This window comes from Fusicatenibacter sp. (assembly GCF_050872605.1).
Lineage (GTDB): Bacteria > Bacillota > Clostridia > Lachnospirales > Lachnospiraceae > Fusicatenibacter.
Window position 1 is genome coordinate 43877 of sequence record NZ_JBNMHD010000008.1, and the last position, 16472, is coordinate 60348.

The 16472-nt window shown below is 47.1% G+C and carries 16 protein-coding genes; 13 read left to right on the top strand and 3 right to left on the bottom strand.

Annotation, left to right across the window (positions count from 1 at the left end):
- Positions 1 to 7: 7 nt before the first annotated feature.
- Positions 8 to 361, bottom strand: a complete 354-nt coding sequence (locus tag ACY2VT_RS04250) for a hypothetical protein (protein ID WP_461879006.1) — start codon at positions 359 to 361, stop codon at positions 8 to 10.
- 385 nt (positions 362 to 746) lie between these two features.
- On the opposite strand from ACY2VT_RS04250, the gene thrH reads away from it, so the two are divergent.
- Positions 747 to 1352 carry a bifunctional phosphoserine phosphatase/homoserine phosphotransferase ThrH gene (gene thrH / locus ACY2VT_RS04255; protein WP_118601267.1) on the top strand — a complete coding sequence of 202 codons (606 nt, stop codon included), beginning with the start codon at positions 747 to 749 and terminating at the stop codon, positions 1350 to 1352.
- 61 nt (positions 1353 to 1413) lie between these two features.
- Here thrH and ACY2VT_RS04260 read toward each other — a convergent pair whose 3' ends face one another.
- Positions 1414 to 1971, bottom strand: coding sequence for a PadR family transcriptional regulator (locus ACY2VT_RS04260; protein ID WP_461879007.1), 558 nt, complete (start codon positions 1969 to 1971; stop codon positions 1414 to 1416).
- A gap of 193 nt (positions 1972 to 2164) precedes the next feature.
- Here ACY2VT_RS04260 and ACY2VT_RS04265 point away from each other — a divergent pair, with 193 nt between their 5' ends.
- The 12 genes from ACY2VT_RS04265 to ACY2VT_RS04320 all read left to right on the top strand — a co-directional run bounded on the left by ACY2VT_RS04265 (position 2165) and on the right by ACY2VT_RS04320 (position 13901).
- Complete coding sequence (locus tag ACY2VT_RS04265; RefSeq protein ID WP_461879008.1) at positions 2165 to 2815, top strand: YczE/YyaS/YitT family protein; 651 nt, start codon at positions 2165 to 2167, stop codon at positions 2813 to 2815.
- A 48-nt stretch (positions 2816 to 2863) separates the two neighbouring features.
- Entirely contained in the window at positions 2864 to 4813 is a 1950-nt protein-coding gene (locus ACY2VT_RS04270) for an oxidoreductase (protein ID WP_461879009.1), read from the top strand.
- 146 nt (positions 4814 to 4959) lie between these two features.
- The gene (locus ACY2VT_RS04275; protein WP_461879010.1) at positions 4960 to 6546 is read left to right on the top strand and encodes an AAA family ATPase; all 1587 of its coding nucleotides are present in this window, start codon (positions 4960 to 4962) and stop codon (positions 6544 to 6546) included.
- 177 nt (positions 6547 to 6723) lie between these two features.
- Positions 6724 to 7566 carry an aldo/keto reductase gene (locus ACY2VT_RS04280; protein ID WP_461879011.1) on the top strand — a complete coding sequence of 281 codons (843 nt, stop codon included), beginning with the start codon at positions 6724 to 6726 and terminating at the stop codon, positions 7564 to 7566.
- A gap of 29 nt (positions 7567 to 7595) precedes the next feature.
- A complete protein-coding gene (locus ACY2VT_RS04285) occupies positions 7596 to 8228 on the top strand; it encodes a flavodoxin family protein (RefSeq protein ID WP_461879012.1) in 633 nt (210 codons plus the stop codon).
- Between the two features lie 17 nt (positions 8229 to 8245).
- Complete coding sequence (locus tag ACY2VT_RS04290; RefSeq protein WP_461879013.1) at positions 8246 to 9115, top strand: aldo/keto reductase; 870 nt, start codon at positions 8246 to 8248, stop codon at positions 9113 to 9115.
- A gap of 46 nt (positions 9116 to 9161) precedes the next feature.
- Entirely contained in the window at positions 9162 to 10319 is a 1158-nt protein-coding gene (locus ACY2VT_RS04295; protein WP_461879014.1) for an iron-containing alcohol dehydrogenase, read from the top strand.
- A 28-nt stretch (positions 10320 to 10347) separates the two neighbouring features.
- Positions 10348 to 10797, top strand: a complete 450-nt coding sequence (locus tag ACY2VT_RS04300) for a flavodoxin family protein (protein ID WP_461879015.1) — start codon at positions 10348 to 10350, stop codon at positions 10795 to 10797.
- A 47-nt stretch (positions 10798 to 10844) separates the two neighbouring features.
- Complete coding sequence (locus ACY2VT_RS04305) at positions 10845 to 11168, top strand: carboxymuconolactone decarboxylase family protein (RefSeq protein WP_461879016.1); 324 nt, start codon at positions 10845 to 10847, stop codon at positions 11166 to 11168.
- A gap of 514 nt (positions 11169 to 11682) precedes the next feature.
- Positions 11683 to 12303 (top strand): hypothetical protein, encoded by a 621-nt coding sequence (locus tag ACY2VT_RS04310; RefSeq protein WP_461879017.1) that lies wholly within the window; start codon positions 11683 to 11685, stop codon positions 12301 to 12303.
- Between the two features lie 12 nt (positions 12304 to 12315).
- Positions 12316 to 12495: a hypothetical protein gene (locus tag ACY2VT_RS04315; RefSeq protein WP_461872913.1), complete on the top strand. Its 180-nt coding sequence runs from the start codon at positions 12316 to 12318 to the stop codon at positions 12493 to 12495.
- A gap of 338 nt (positions 12496 to 12833) precedes the next feature.
- Positions 12834 to 13901, top strand: a complete 1068-nt coding sequence (locus tag ACY2VT_RS04320; protein ID WP_461879018.1) for a helix-turn-helix domain-containing protein — start codon at positions 12834 to 12836, stop codon at positions 13899 to 13901.
- A 148-nt stretch (positions 13902 to 14049) separates the two neighbouring features.
- Here the strand turns inward: ACY2VT_RS04320 and ACY2VT_RS04325 are convergent, their stop codons facing one another.
- Positions 14050 to 16161, bottom strand: coding sequence for an ATP-binding protein (locus ACY2VT_RS04325; RefSeq protein WP_461879019.1), 2112 nt, complete (start codon positions 16159 to 16161; stop codon positions 14050 to 14052).
- Positions 16162 to 16472: the final 311 nt, after the last annotated feature.

The window sequence follows — 16472 nt, forward strand, 5'->3', positions numbered from 1 at the left end:
AGGTTGTTTATTTAGAAGTAAACTCGTATGTTGGATAGATATAAATGGTTGATGCATTTTTAAAAGCTGATGCAGTAAAGGAAATACCGGTTAAAGTTTCGCTACTGAGTATCGATATTTGATTTTCGATATTTGAATTAATATATTCAAAATGTTTACCTCCACTTTTTAAGTCATCCACAATGAACTGCATGACGTCATCATCCAGCTTTTCTATTTCCTTTTGTGGCATTCCGGTTTTTAATAGATATGCTTTGTTAGATAGAACAACATTATTATCTGCCTTTACATTGCAAATTACCATATTTAAGGACAGAATACAACAAATAAAAAATGCAAGACATGTTTTTAATTTTTTCATGATGAGTGGTCTCCTTTCATAAGTATTGTTGGATGGTTTTAGTTTTTTATTTATCCTTAGATTAGTGCACTATCTGAAAAGTAAATTCGTTCGTTAATATGGATGATAAAATAGAAAATTAATAAAAATGCTTGTAATTATTATATAAATATATGAAAAATAAATCAATAGTCAAAAAACATATAAATATATGAATTTGTAAAAAACAACGATTTTGTAAAAAGAATGTAATTTTAGAGAGATATATACGTATAAAAAAATAAAACGTGATTTTAATTTGCAGTGATATGGATTCTATGATATAGTGTGGTAAAGTGATGCTGTGAAAAAAAACAAAACCCCGTCGGCAAACAAGGCGGGCAGCGCAAGAAAGGGGATCATAACAATGTATATTACATGTCTGGATGTAGAAGGAGTACTGGTACCGGAAATCTGGATCGCGTTTGCGGAGGCAAGCGGAATCCCGGAACTTAAAAAAACGACACGCGACGAACCGGATTACGATAAACTGATGAGATGGAGACTTGGAATCTTAAAAGAGCACGGCCTGGGACTGAAAGAGATTCAGGCTACGATTGAGAAGATCGATCCACTGCCGGGCGCAAGAGAGTTCCTCGACGAGCTGCGCACCTTCTCCCAGGTGATCCTGATCAGCGACACCTTCACGGAGTTTGCCGCACCGCTGATGAAAAAACTCGGCTATCCGACCCTGTTCTGCAACTCCCTGGAAGTCGCAGACGACGGAGAGATCACCGGCTTTAAGATGAGAGTCGAGCAGTCGAAGCTCACCACGGTCAAAGCACTGCAGTCTATCGGATTCGAAACGATCGCAAGCGGCGATTCCTATAATGACCTCGGCATGATTCAGGCAAGTAAGGCAGGCTTCCTGTTCCGCTCGACCGATAAAATCAAAGCCGACTATCCGCAGATTCCGGCGTATGAGACGTATGAGGAGCTGCTTGGAGCAATCAAAAAGGCAATGGAGAAATAAGTATAAATACGTTTATAAAAAATGCAGAGAACCGAAAAAACAGGTTCTCTGCATTTTTTAATTATTTTTTTGATTCCGCAGACCGCTGCTCGCTGAGCTTGATGCATTCCTGAATCCACTGCAGCGCAGCTTCTTCCCGGTACACCGCGCCGCGCAGGACGAGATAATCCGAAAACGCGCGGTCATCCGCAGGCGGGATTTCATCAAATTTTTTCTGGTTTTCCAGCAGATGTTCCAGATGCTTCTGATGCTGGGAAAGCTGGTCGGCAAGAAATCGCTGCTGGAAATCCGGTGAGGCGCCGTCGAGGAAGAAGAGCCGCAAACGGGATTCATCCTTGGATGCCGTCTGGATCGGGCAGAGCGTTTCCTCCCATTCCAAAAAATCGCGCCGTCCCTCATCGGTAATCGTATAGACCTTTTTTTCCAGCACATTTCCCGTGATTTCCACCCGATATTGGATCAGTCCCTCGGCGTTCAGTGATTTCAGTTCTGGATAAATCTGGCTGTGCTTTGCATTCCAGAATTCAAATAAGGTTGTCTCAAATTCTTTCGACAGTTCATAGCCTGTCATGTCATTTCGGTTCAAAAGTCCGAGAATCGCATATTTCAAAGTTCCCATTCGCAAGAAATTCCTTTATCCAAATAATTTTTCAAAACCGTTTTGCTTTTGTGTTTTTGAGTATAGCACAGCTTCGCCGGAAAATCCACAGAAAAAATAAGTAAAATAAAACATGTAAGAGTTGACATGTTTTGCGGTTGGTGATAAGATAACAAAGGATCACAATTAGGAAGAAAGGATTTGAACTGCACCTATGACAAACAACAAAAAAGACCTTGTGAAACGTTACCTGATTTTCCTTGCGGGATTGTTTGTAAACTCCCTCGGGGTTGCACTCATCACCAAAGCAAATCTCGGAACATCTCCGATCTCATCAATCCCTTACGTATTAAGTCTTAACTTTGCATTATCTCTCGGCAACTTTACAATTATTTTCAGCATCCTGCTGATCGTTCTCCAGATTGCGATTCTCGGAAAGAATTTCAAACCGGAATCCCTTCTTCAGATCCCGGTGTCCATCGCCTTTGGATTTTTCATTGATTTCAGTATGGTCCTGTTACATGCACTGAATCCGCAGATGTATGCGGCAAAAGTCGCTTACCTTCTGATCGGATGTCTGATCCTCGGCGTCGGTGTCTACATGGAAGTGCTCGCCGATGTTGTCATGCTGCCGGGCGAGTCCTTTGTCCGCGCGGTTGTTGCCAGATGGGAAACCGAGTTCGGTGCAACGAAAATCGCGTTCGACGTTTCCATGGCAGTCATTGCCGCTGCCGCTTCGTTTTTCCTGGCGCGTGAGCTGAACGGTGTCCGCGAGGGAACCATCGTAGCAGCCCTTCTGGTCGGTTTCATCGCCAGAACCATTGGCAAAAAACTGCATTTCCTTCCGGGGATGCTGTTTGAATAAAAAGAAAATGGGGTATTTTACAGATTCAAAAAAGAGGAGGAAGCAAAAATGAAGTACGATTACCCACACCTTTGCAGCCCGATTACCATTGCAGGAAAGACCTTCCCGCACCGCATGTTCTCCGCGCCGATGGGCGGAACTGATATCACGAATGACGGATGTATCGGACCGAAGTCTGCTGCATTCTATGAGCTTCGTGCCAAAGGCGGAGCCGCAGCCGTGACGGTGAGCGAGTGCATGGTGCACCCGGCGACCGACGGTTCCCATGCGTATCATCTGGATACCGCAGTTTTAAATTCCCTGGCATCCGCAACGTATGCGGCTGACGCAATTTCCCGCCACGGCGCAGTACCGAGCCTGGAGCTGTCCCATTCCGGTATGTATGCAGGAACTTACATGACCGATAAAACGAGACAGCACGAGATGTGCCAGTGGGGCCCGTCCGACACGACACGCCCGGACGGCGTACCGGTCCGAGCACTGTCAAAAGAGCAGATCGACGAGATCGTACAGGCTTATGGAACCGCAGCAGGCCTTGCCAAACGCGCCGGTTTCGAGATGATTATGATCCACGGCGGCCACGGCTGGCTGATCAACCAGTTCCTTTCCCCGTACTTCAACCACAGAACCGATGAGTACGGCGGAAGCCTCGAAAACCGCTGCCGCTTTGCCTGTCAGGTGCTCGATGCGGTCCGCGCAGCCGTCGGCCCGATGTTCCCGATTGAGTTCCGCTTCAGCGGTTCCGAGCTGTTTGAGGGCGGCTACGATCTGGAAGAGGGTGTCCGCATCGCGCAGACACTCGAATCCCGCATCGACCTGCTTCACGTTTCCGCCGGAACGTATCAGAGAGGCTTCGGCGACACCCATCCGTCCATGTTCAAAGATCACGGATGCAACGTTTATCTCGCAGCCGAGATCAAAAAACACGTTTCCATTCCGGTCGCAACGATCGGCGGTCTGAACGATCCGGCGCAGATGGAAGAGATCATCGCATCCGGCAAAGCCGATGTCGTTTACATGGCGAGAGCCCTTCTCGCAGATCCGTTCCTGCCGCGCAAAGTCATGGCAAACCGCTCGGAGGACATCGTGCACTGTCTGAGATGCTTCACCTGTATGGCAGAGCGCGCAGCAACCGGCACGAGAAGATGCACCGTCAATCCGCTGATCGGAAGAGAGATGGAAGGCGATGAAGTGCAGCCATCTCCGGTGAAGAAAAAAGTCCTCGTCGCAGGCGGCGGCCCTGGCGGCCTGTATGCGGCATGGACCGCAGCCAGAAGAGGCCACAGCGTTGTGCTCTGCGAAAAAGAAGCGTCCCTTGGCGGCATCTTAAAGAGCGAAATCGCTCTGCCGTTCAAACGGGAAATGTTCGCGCTGACCGAGACTTACGAACGTTTCGCAAGAAATGCAGGCGTGGAAATCCGTCTCAACACTGAGGTAACACCGGAGTACGTCGAAAAAGAAGCCCCGGATGCCCTCATCATTGCCGCCGGCTCCCGCCCGCTTGTTCCGCCGATCAAAGGCATGGATGGAGAGCAGGTCGTTGTTGTCAATGAGCTGTACCGCAATCTCGACAAGATTTCCGACAAAGTCGTTGTCATGGGCGGCGGCCTCGCCGGATGCGAGTGCGCAATCTCTCTTGGCATGGAAGGCAAAGAAGTCCAGCTCGTCGAAATGCGCGACACCCTCGCCCCGGATGCAAACGTCCGCCACCGCCCGCTGCTCTTAAAAGAAATCGAAAAACAGGTCAAAGCCGTCCACACCGGTTACCGCGCCGAGGAGATCACCCCGGAAGGCGTATGGTGTATCGACGCAAATGGGGAACGTCACCTCGTAGAAGGAACTACCGTCATCTGCGCCCTCGGCCAGAGAGCAAGAACCGACGTCGTAGAAGCGCTCCGCAGCACTGCACCGTTCGTCCGCGTGATTGGAGACGCAAGACGCGTATCCACCATCACCAATGCTGTATATCAGGGATATCATGCGGCGCTGGATATCTAATTGGAAATAAAAAATTTGAGAAAATGCTGTACCATGAAATACAGAATTCATGGTGCAGCATTTTTTGCAGGATAAAGTCTACCCATCGGAGTTCTTTCCGTGTATAATGAATACAGGAAAGATCACAATGTGAACAGGAGGACGCCATGGGAAGATTTTTAAATCCGGGAAATGAAACATTTTCGGAAGTCATTCATTCGGAAATCTATGTAGATAAAACGCAGCTTCTGGAATACACCAATAAAGTAATCAGTACGACATCAAAATTTATCTGCAGCAGCCGTCCCAGACGTTTTGGAAAGTCGATTACAGCGGAGATGCTGTCAGCATATTACAGTAAGGGCTGTGATTCCAGAGAACTGTTTGCAGATTATGCGATTTGCAAGGCAGCGTCCTTTGAAAAACATCTGAATCAGTACGATGTCATTCATTTTGATGTGCAGTGGTGCATGATGGATGCCGGGAATGCGGATCAGGTTGTGGAATATATCAATAACGGGATTCTGCAGGAACTGAAGGAAAAATACGGAGAACTGATTCCGGATACGGTAAAAACTGCTTATGGTGCAATGTCTTATATCAAGGCCGCCAGCGGCAATAAATTTGTTGTCATCATCGATGAATGGGATGTATTGATCCGTGATGAAGCACAGAACCATAAAGTACAGGAAGAATATATTGATTTCTTAAGAGGCATGTTCAAAGGATCGGAACCGTCAAAGTATATTGCACTGGCGTATCTCACAGGAATTCTTCCGATCAAAAAATTAAAGACACAGTCCGCCCTCAACAATTTCGAAGAATTCACCATGCTGGATGCAGGAAGAATGGCGCCGTATGTTGGCTTCACAGAAGAGGAAGTGCATGATTTATGCGACCGGTACGGACAGAACTATGAACAGGTAAAATCATGGTATGATGGATATTCTCTGGAAGGGTATCAGGTATATAATCCAAAAGCTGTTGTCAGTCTGATGCTAAATGGAAAATATAAAAGCTACTGGTCCAATACCGGCAGTTATGAAGCGATTGTACCGCTGATCAACATGGACTTTGATGGACTGCGGGCAGCTATCATAGAAATGATGTCGGGGGCCGCCGTGGATGTGGATGTGACATCTTTCCAGAACGATACCGTAAGCTTCGCCAACCGGGATGATGTACTGACATATCTGATCCACCTCGGTTATCTGGCTTACGATCAGGACAGGGAGCAGGTTTTTATTCCAAATGAGGAGATCAGACATGAACTGAACAATGCAGTGAAACGAAATCAGTGGAATGAAATGATTACTTTTCAGAAGAAATCTGCAGATCTGCTGGAAGCAACTCTGGATATGGATGAAAAAGCAGTGGCGGATGGGATAGAGCAGATTCATCAGGAGTATAGCTCGGTAATTCAGTACAATGATGAAAACTCCCTGAGCAGCGTGCTTACGATAGCATATTTAAGCTCCATGCAGTATTATTTCAAACCCGTAAGGGAGCTGCCGACCGGGCGCGGGTTTGCAGATTTTGTTTATCTTCCGAAACCAGAATACAGAACAGGCTATCCGGCGCTGCTGGTAGAACTTAAGTGGAACAAAGGCGCAAACACCGCCATTGAACAGATTCAGGACAAAAAATATCCGGATTCTATTCTGGAATATACAGGAGATATTCTTCTTGTCGGGATCAACTATAATAAAAAGACGAAAGAACATGAGTGCAGAATTGAAAAGATAAAAAAATAGAAAACAGAATGCAGAGAAGAAAAACGCCATACCATGGACAACGGAATTCATGGTATGGCGTTTTTTATAAAATTTATAAAAAATCAGCAGAAAATGCTTGACCGGTAGTAACTCCCGAGTGATAAGCTGAAGCTACAAAGACAGGAAAACAAAACATCAAACAAGGAGGATATGATTATGAACTTTACATTAAGCAATCAGGTACAGATCCCGGCAGTGGGAATCGGAACTTTTATGATGACACCAGATCAGGCAGAGCAGGCGGTTGTGGACGCATTAGCCTGCGGATACCGTATGATCGACACCGCGCAGGCTTACATGAATGAGCGCGCGGTCGGACGCGGAATCAAAAGATCCGGCGTGGCAAGAGAGGACATTTTCATCTCCACCAAGATCTGGGCAAGCCAGTATCTGACAGAAGGAACGGTAGAAAAGAGCCTGGAACTGCTCGGAACCGATTACATCGATCTGATGTTTATCCATCAGCCGGCAGGCGATTTCATGGCAGGATACCGCAAGCTGGAAAAGGCATATAAAGAGGGCAAAATCAAAGCCATCGGAATCTCCAATTTCCAGGGCGAAAAATTGAAAAAGCTGCTGGATGAGTGCGAGATCAAACCGCATGTGATCCAGATGGAAGCACATCCGTATTACCGCGACGAAGAAACCATCGCAGCACTTGCACCGTGCGGCTGCCGCGTGATGGCATGGTATCCGTTAGGACATGGTGATCATGCACTGCTTGAAGAGCCGGTTGTCAAAGTGCTTGCCGAAAAATATGGAAAGAGCACCGCACAGGTCATCTTAAGATGGCACACCCAGGTTGGAAACATCGTCATCCCGGGATCTACCAATCCGGAGCACATCAAGGCAAACCTCGATATTTTCGATTTCGAACTGACCGATGAAGAGATGAAACAAATGGCAGGCCTGAACAAAAATGTGCGCTACTATTATCCGGATGAGGAGAAGCTGGCAGCATACGCGAATATGAAGATTGATCTGGACAGCCAGAAATAAGAAAGCGATACGGAGAAAGGATGGAAAACATGGAAGAAGCAAAAGGAAAAGTGCTTTTACTGAACGGAAGCCCAAACGGAAACGGCTGCACTGCGACCGCGCTGAAAATTGTGGCAGAGTCGCTGGAACAGGAAGGAATGGAAACGGAGATCATCCATGTAGGTCATAAACCGATCCGCGGCTGCATCGGATGCCGGAAGTGCAAGACAACAGGAAAATGCGTCTTTGACGATCTGGTCAACGAGGTGGCGCCGAAGCTGCAGGCGTGCGACGGCATCGTCCTTGGTTCCCCTGTTTACTATGCATCCGCAAATGGAACCATGATTTCCTTCCTCGACCGTCTCTTTTATTCCACACCGGGCTCCCGCGCGATGCAGGTCGGAGCCGCCGTGGTTTCTGCAAGACGCGCCGGAACAACCGCAACGTTTGATGAACTGAACAAATACTTCACCATCAACAACATGCCGGTCGCATCGAGCCAGTATTGGAACATGGTACACGGCTATACGCCGGAGGATGTCTATAAAGACGAAGAGGGATGTCAGATCATGCGGACGCTCGGCAGAAACATGGCGTTTCTGATCAAATGCATCCGCGACGGCAAAGAAAAATACGGCCTGCCGAAGATGGAAGAGCATGTGTTTACTGCATTTATTCGATAAGAAAGGGGAAACAAAAAATGGAATATAAAGTATTGACAAATAGTGTGAAAATGCCGATGGAGGGTTTTGGAGTTTTTCAGGTAAGAGATAAAGAAGAGTGTAAAGAATCTGTGTTAAATGCCATCCGGGCGGGCTATCGTCTGATCGACACAGCGGCTTCCTACACGAATGAAGATGCCGTTGGGGAAGCTGTCCGTGAGGCGATTGCAGAAGGAATCTGCACCCGCGAAGAACTGTTCATCACATCCAAGATGTGGGTGCAGGATATGCAGAATTACGAAATGGCAAAGAAAGCCATCGACCATTCGATTGAGACGCTGGGCGTGGAATATCTTGATCTTTATCTGCTGCACCAGGCAATGAAAGATTATTTCAGCGCATGGCGTGCCATGGAGGATGCATACAAAGAAGGAAAGTTAAGAGCCATCGGTGTTTCCAACTTTTATCCGCATGTGCTGACCAACTTCTGCGAAACGGTGGCGATCCGTCCGATGGTCAATCAGATTGAAATGCATCCGTACTTCGCACAGGAGCCTGCGTTAAAAGTCATGGAAGAGTACCAGATCGTGCCGGAGGCATGGGCACCGCTCGGCGGAGGCCGTCATAACCCGTTTGACAACGAGATGGTAAAAGAAATCGCAGCCGCACACGGAAAGACCGTAGGACAGGTTGTTCTGCGCTGGAATGTACAGCGCGGCGTTGTGGTCATTCCGAAATCGGTTCACAAAGCGAGAATCGAAGAGAATTTCCAGATCTGGGATTTTACGCTGAACGAAGAGGAGATGCAGAAAATCAGTTCACTGGATCTTGGCTATCAGGGAACTGCGGTCAAGCATTTTGATCCGGAATTTGTTAAAATGTGCAATACCAGAAAGATCCACGAATAAAACAGAGCAAAGCACAGGGGGTTGTGCGGGAAAGGAGTTTAGTCAGATGAACAATTTTATTTTTCAGAACAAAACAAAAGTCTATTTTGGAAAAAACAGTGTAAAAGAATATCTTGGCAATGTGCTGGATCAGTACGGTGAGGTTGTCATGCTGGCGTATGGCGGCGGTTCGATCAAGCGCAACGGGGTCTATGATGATGTCATGGGAATTTTGAATCAGAAGAAAAAACGTGTGGTCGAGTTCTCCGGAATCATGTCAAATCCGACGTACGCAAAAGTACAGGAAGGTGCCGCACTTGCGCGGGAAAATCATGTGGACCTGATCCTTGCCGTAGGCGGCGGTTCTGTTTCCGACTGCTGTAAGATCGTTTCTGCACAGGCGATGCTGGATGAGGACATCTGGGAGATGCAGACCGTGAAACATACGTATCCGTCGAAGTTTATTCCGCTGGCAGCCATCGTTACCGTCTTTGGAACCGGTTCTGAGATGAACAACGGAGCGGTAATTACCAACGAAGAAAAGAAAATCAAAGGTGCTCTTTTGGGTGCGCAGGCAGATGTTGCCTTCCTGGACCCGGAATACTCGATGTCAGTGCCATTCCAGCAGGTCATTTCCGGTGCGTTTGATACCTTAAGTCATGCGATGGAAACATATTTCGGAAAACCGGAGGAAAACAACCTGTCCGATGATATCAACGAGGCGGTGATGCGCAGCGTCATCCGCAATATCCGTGTGCTGTTGAAAGATGAGAACAATTACGAAGCCAGAAGCGAGCTGGCATGGGCGTCTGCGATGGCAGAAAACAGCATTCTGAAAATCGGCAAAGTGACCGACTTCCAGGCCCATATGATAGAGCATCAGCTCGGCGCTTACACCAACTGCAATCATGGAGCAGGCCTTGCAGTCATTCATCCGGTGCTATACCGCCACATCTACAAATCAGGAGCAGCGCGCTTTGCCCGCTTTGCACAGAATGTGTGGGGAGTTGAGGCAAAGGCAAACGAGGAGAAAACAGCACTGGCAGGCATCGATGCGCTGGCTGCTTTCATCAAGGAGATTGGCCTTCCGACCACGTTCGCAGAGCTTGGCATTCCGGAAGACACTGATCTTCGTGTCGTAGCAGATTCCACCGTTGTGACGGCAGGATGCTGCAAAAAACTGACACACGATGAGATTTATGACATTCTGAAAGAGTGCAGATAGTGAATGAAATAGAAAGGAAGAAGCGATTATGAGTATCTTATTTATCAATGGAAGTCCCAACAAAAACGGAAACACAGCAGCACTTACCGCAGAGCTGCTGAAGGGAAACACATATGAAACACTGAATTTGACCGACTACACCATCGGCAGCTACGGCCAGGAGCTTCCGGGCGACGGGTTGGACGAGGTGATTGCAGCGATGGAAAAAGCAGACACGATCGTTGTCGGATCTCCGGTTTACTGGCATAACATCTGCGGCAGTGTCCGCAATGTACTCGACCGCTTCTATGGCCGCGTGGAAAACGGCGCGCTGAAAGGCCGAAAACTGTATTTCGTATTCCAGGGCGCAGCACCGGAAAAATGGATGCTGGAGGCCGGTGACTACACCATGCAGCGCTTTGCAGGACTGTACGGCATGATATACGGCGGTATGGTGACAGGAAGAAAAGAAGCAGCAGAGAAGAACAAAGAAATCTAAAATTAAAAGCGAATGGGATGGCACAGCCATCAGAAAGGCAGGCAGATATGGCAAAGAAACAGACGGCAGGAAGAGACAGACTGGGCGACCTGGCCCCGAAATTCGCAGAACTGAATGACGACGTTCTGTTCGGCGAGGTATGGTCCCGCGAAGAACAGCTCAGCGCAAGAGACCGAAGCATGATCACCATCGCAGCACTTTTCTCCGCAGGCTTATATCCGCAGTTAAAATCCCATCTGAAACTTGGAAAAGAGCATGGAATCACCAAAGAAGAAGCAGTCGAAATTGTAACCCAGCTCGCCTTCTACTGCGGCTGGCCAAAAGCCTGGAGCACATTCCCGATCATTGCGGAAGTGTATGACGAAGAATAAACAAAAATAAATTTTCCTGATTCAAATCCCCGATCCGGCATTTTAGGTGGACTGGGGGATTTTGACAAAATGGGTGGAAAGTCTGAATTTAAAATAGAATTATAATCCATTTCGAATAAATGGTTTATGATATAGCAGTTTAAAAATAATTTTAAACAGGTCATTCTTCCATACATTCCTCAAATTCCTTGCATAATTTCGAATTATATGGTATATAGAGATATGAATTGCGGTGGTCGTCTTCGGACAACACCTTGAAAGAGCCTGATGCGTCGGGCTCTTTTTATTATGGGTTTTGGCCGATTTGCTTATTGAGGTGACCACATTGAGATCTGCCCTTAGAGTGCAATACAGAGACAAGTTATCCGTTTGTGGAGGAACTAGAGAACAATAAAATAATAATGACATTTATGGTGCTGGAGCAGGAACTTTTTGCAGAATTTTCAACAAGCGTTATTGTAAAAATAGCAGGTGGTTATTATAATAAAGTTAAAAGAAAAGAGGTGAAGGATTCGTGAATGATAAAGGATTAGAAAATCTGGAAATGGCGAAAAAACGCGATCATAAAATTATGATCACAGAAGAAGCAATTAAGAAAGTGCCATATGTTCGATATCGTGAAATTCCAGAAGAAGAATATGAGATTATACACCGGCTGGTACAACAAGTGCTGAAGATTTCAAAAGAGGAGAATGATTCAAATGAGGTGGCGATCACATACAGCTTTGATCCCGAAAAAACTCTTGCAAATGAGGATGTGGTAGGAATTCAGTTTGGAGATGAACATTCGGTGAATCCTTTGGCAGATGCATTGACGTACCATCTGATTATGTCATCAAGGGAATGCATGGTGGTGTCCATGCATAATCATCCGTCGCTATCCCTGATATCTGCAACAGACATCCGCTTTTTTCTACAGTATGGAAGTATTCGATTACTGGTGGTGGTAACAAATCTTGGAAGTATTTCTTATATGGTAAAAGGTAAAAATTTTGATTATGTGAAAGGCGTAAAATTACTAAATGAGACAATTCGAAGATATAATGAGGCATCGGAATTAAAGGGGTATCAGGATGCAACAAAATTTTTTATCAGCAACTGTTACCAGGCCGGGATTATATACGAGGACAGATAGGAGGGCTGCTTTATGTTCTTTGGTCAGGCAATGTTAGGAGAAACACCTGAGTTATTTAAGGAAACGGAAGAATGGACAAAATCAGAAATGAAAAGAATTGAAAAAAATGAAAAAGCCAGAAAACAGGTTATGGAAAGCATTCGACCGTTGCTTGAAAAAAAGAAAGAAAAATTGATTTTAGGGCAGGAATAAAAGCCAGAAACAGGAAAAGCCAGAAACGTTGCACATCCTTCGTTTCTGGCCTTTTTTCTGGTAGAAACCGTTTTATCTATGTAACACCTGCACCGATATGTTTATCCCGGCGCTTCTGTCAGTCGGACTTGCATCCGTAAAAACAAAATTTGTCATCGGTGTACTGTCCCTGATCCGGCATTTTGGGTGCAGAACCGGGGATTTTCACGTAAAAACGCAGGTAAAGGATTCGTAGATTGACAAAACAGCTCATTTTCCCCTATTCTGAAACTGTAAAAACGCTCCGCCGGGAAAGCAGGATGAGGCAGAGCGGGAACAGCAGGAGGAAGGGACGAGACGTGGATGCGAAACAGTTCGGGCAGTTTATTGCCGGGATACGAAAAGAGAAAAAGATGACGCAGGCGGAGCTTGCGGAACAGATTCATGTGACGGATAAAGCAATCAGCCGGTGGGAGCGGGGGCTTGGGTTTCCCGATATCCAGACGTTGGAGCCGCTGGCACAGGCACTTGGGATTTCCGTGCTGGAGCTGATGCGTTCCGAACGGCAGGAACAGGAAAAAGAAGAGCCAGCACCGGAAATCCAGTACACCCAGAAGGAGGTGGCCGAGATGCTGCAGAACGCAGGTGATATTTCCAGGCAGCAGAAAAAACAGGACCGGAACGCAAACGTGATCGCCGGATTTCTGGTGATCGGTGTGGCGGCGGCCGCGTGGGCGGCAAAGATCGTAAACCTCGGCGGCGGCCTTGTACTCGGCGGTCTGGTGGCAGCGGTATTTGTCTCACTGTGGTACTTTTTCCAGAATATGGATGATGAAGAAAGCCGCAAAATCTACGGAGCAGCTTCCATTTTGTCCATCGGCATTCTGGCATCACTCATCAATTTTGTCTGGGGAGATCAGCTGGCGGAATTTATTCCCGGCGGCCTGGAACGAAAAGAACAGATCTTCTGGACGCTGTGGTATCTGTTTATTCTGGCAATGATGATGATCGGAACCATCCGATGCATCCGCCGGCAGAGACAGAAAAAAGAAAAGAAATACAAAACCATTCTCTTTGCAGCGATTATGGCGGCAATCATGTTCGCAGCCCTCTGGCAGTACCAGAACACCATGCAGAACCAGCGCAAAAACACAGGAATCTGGAGCGGCGCACAGCAGTACGCCGAGGCGCTCCTGAAAAAAGACAAAAATCTCGAAAACGACTGGCTGATCGGCGACGAATCCTGGCGGGAAGGAAACAAAAACACCTTCCAGATCCGCCTCACCTACTACGCCGATGCCGATGACGCAGAAGAAGGCCGCGAGAGTGAATACCAGTACACGATTCATTTCGATGACATCGACGGCTACCTCATCAAATCAGAAGGCGTACCGGAGAAAGAGATTGTTTTTCCTGAAAATCAATGAGAAACAGGATGCCATTCCTGCCCATCCTGCAAAATAGAGGAGCAGTAAAAAACGGCGGTACAGCGTAATTTGTTTACGCGGCACCGCCGTTTGTCTTAGCACGATTGCTATGAAAAACAAGCTGTCTTAAGGCAGATTTCTCCAGATTTTATTTTTTATATTTCGCCAGCACCCTGTGCAGTTCCCTTGCATCGACCGGTTTGGTCAGATAGGCGTTCATGCCGCTGGCGAGCGTTTTCTCACGGTCCTCGTCGAAAGCATTGGCAGTCATGGCAATAATCGGGATGGTTTTTGCATCCTCCCGCGGGAGAGCACGGATGGTTTTTGCAGCGGTCATACCGTCCATCACCGGCATCATAATGTCCATAAGGATGGCATCAAAAGTGCCGGGCTCGGAGGAACGGAAAAGCTCGACAGCGATCTGTCCATTGACAGCAGTGGCTGTTTCCACACCATCATCCGCAAGCATATACTGTGCGATTTCGAGATTCAGATCATTGTCCTCGACAACAAGCACCCGCATGCCGCTGATATCGTCCAGCGTTTCCGGTTCTGCGGGGTGAGATACTTCAGGAGCCGGGTCCAGATCGAAAGTGAGCTGAACCGTAAAAGTTGTGCCGACGCCTGGTTCACTTTCAACGGAAATCGAACCGTTCATAATTTCAACCAGATGATGGACAATCGACATGCCAAGTCCCGTACCCTGATAAACGGTGCGGACGCTGTCGTTTTCCTGCATGAACGGTTGAAACAGATCGTTCTGTACAAACTCCGGACTCATACCGATTCCCGTGTCGCTGACCTGGAAAATAAATTCTGCCTGTGTTTCCGAACAGGAAATCTCCTTTGCAGAAACATCGATGCGCCCGCCCTCTTTATTGTATTTTTTCGCATTGCTGATCAGATTCAGCAGAATCCGGCGCAGATGCAGCGGGCTTCCGAGCAGATACCGGTGTGTAACCTCAGAAGAAAGTGAAAACACAGTGTGCTTTGGATTTGCCAGGTCATCCGCAAGCGACTGGACACTGGTAAGTTCTGTTTCCAGATCAAATGGCTGATGCTCCAGATGCACGGTCCCGTGTTCCAGCTCACTCATATCCAGCACATCATTTAAAAGTGAGAGCAGATGAGCGGAAGCACCGTCGATTTTCTGAAGACACGTATCAATAACGGCCGGGTCTGTTTCATTTTTCCGGATCCGGTCCGCCATCCCCATAATACCGTTGATCGGTGTGCGGATGTCGTGGCTCATATGCGACAGAAATTCACTCTTCGCCCGGTTGGCCCGTGTCGCCTCTTCGTTTGAAGCCTTGAGCTGCTTCTGGTAGGAAAGCAGAGACTGAATGTATTCTGCCTGCCGCCGGTCCATGATCTCGCCCGAGATGCAGATCAGATAGGCAACAGCGAGTCCAAGGAAAAACGTGACATAGAAAAGCTGATTGTGCTGCAGAACATACGAAAAGGAGCGGTCTTTTGTAAAATTGGCCAGCCATTTCGTTTTCAGATGCCCGATTGTGCCGTCCATGGACATTTCCTGAAGAACCGTATTCAGCTTTTCTTTTAATTCCGGCCGGGAATCATCGACGGCCATCGCAGGGAAGCTGTTTGCGATTGCCACACCCTTCTTCAGATTAAAATCATTGCGGTCAATAATTTTGGCAGCAACAGCAGCATGGCAGATCCCGTAATCCACATCCCCGTTTTCCACGGCCTCAAGAATTTCCGTATTCGTATAATATTCGACGTATTCGCACTGGAGATCGTACGTTGTTTCAATCACGGAACGTGCCATCAGTGCAACCCGTTTTCCAGCAAGGCCGGCGGCACTGTTGAGCGTTTTCTTTCCATAGACACAGAGCTGATCCGAGCACATTGGAATCGTGCGGAGCGTTCCTTCCATATTAGAAAAAATTTCAAGTCCAAGCAGTACGTCTGCGTCACCGTTTTCGAGCATTTCCCGGCACTTGAGCCACTCGCCGGTTTTAAATTCCAGACGCATGCCCAGGCGGTTGGCGGCTTCCGTAATAATCTCAATATAAAGGCCGGACAGGTCCCCTTTTTTATTATAGTAAGAGTTCGGACAGAAATCGTAATCGGTGGCAATGCGCAGAACGGGGGCGTTGGGGCTGGTGGTCATCGGCTGTGTATCCAGAACTGGTTCTGACGAAAATGCGCCCATCTGTACAGCAGTAAAAAGAGAAGGCGCAAGAATTCCGATTATCGTGATAAAAACCAGAAGAGCAAGATAAACCTTATGCATGGATTTCTTCCTGTTTTCCAGAGCTTTCATGTGATTGTTTTGATCCTTTCTGAAAAAGTTTCGTTCTTTTTTTAGAATACCAATATGCATTAAAATAAGCAATCATTTTTTAAGAAAATATAAGAGTGTAATAGTTATATTGGAAGTACTTTTCTGCGCAGAAAAACAACGGATATGTTACATCCGGTTGGAAATGCTGTAAAAGAATAAAATAGATGTCTTGACTTTGAAGTTTTAGATGAAAAACCCTCCCATTTGTGATATGCTTTTGGCAGGACAATGATTCGAAGACATGTCCGCAGAACAAAAAC

Bases quoted from the DNA above. Each gene is read 5' to 3' on its own strand.
- ACY2VT_RS04315 (WP_461872913.1), top strand. From the start codon at position 12,316: ATGTTCTTTGGTCAGGCAATGTTAGGAGAAACACCTGAGTTATTTAAG.
- ACY2VT_RS04270 (WP_461879009.1), top strand. From the start codon at position 2,864: ATGAAGTACGATTACCCACACCTTTGCAGCCCGATTACCATTGCAGGA.
- ACY2VT_RS04305 (WP_461879016.1), top strand. From the start codon at position 10,845: ATGGCAAAGAAACAGACGGCAGGAAGAGACAGACTGGGCGACCTGGCC.
- ACY2VT_RS04275 (WP_461879010.1), top strand. From the start codon at position 4,960: ATGGGAAGATTTTTAAATCCGGGAAATGAAACATTTTCGGAAGTCATT.
- ACY2VT_RS04280 (WP_461879011.1), top strand. From the start codon at position 6,724: ATGAACTTTACATTAAGCAATCAGGTACAGATCCCGGCAGTGGGAATC.
- ACY2VT_RS04295 (WP_461879014.1), top strand. From the start codon at position 9,162: ATGAACAATTTTATTTTTCAGAACAAAACAAAAGTCTATTTTGGAAAA.
- ACY2VT_RS04300 (WP_461879015.1), top strand. From the start codon at position 10,348: ATGAGTATCTTATTTATCAATGGAAGTCCCAACAAAAACGGAAACACA.
- ACY2VT_RS04260 (WP_461879007.1), bottom strand. From the start codon at position 1,971: ATGGGAACTTTGAAATATGCGATTCTCGGACTTTTGAACCGAAATGAC.
- ACY2VT_RS04250 (WP_461879006.1), bottom strand. From the start codon at position 361: ATGAAAAAATTAAAAACATGTCTTGCATTTTTTATTTGTTGTATTCTG.
- ACY2VT_RS04290 (WP_461879013.1), top strand. From the start codon at position 8,246: ATGGAATATAAAGTATTGACAAATAGTGTGAAAATGCCGATGGAGGGT.
- ACY2VT_RS04325 (WP_461879019.1), bottom strand. From the start codon at position 16,161: ATGCATAAGGTTTATCTTGCTCTTCTGGTTTTTATCACGATAATCGGA.
- ACY2VT_RS04285 (WP_461879012.1), top strand. From the start codon at position 7,596: ATGGAAGAAGCAAAAGGAAAAGTGCTTTTACTGAACGGAAGCCCAAAC.
- ACY2VT_RS04265 (WP_461879008.1), top strand. From the start codon at position 2,165: ATGACAAACAACAAAAAAGACCTTGTGAAACGTTACCTGATTTTCCTT.
- thrH (WP_118601267.1), top strand. From the start codon at position 747: ATGTATATTACATGTCTGGATGTAGAAGGAGTACTGGTACCGGAAATC.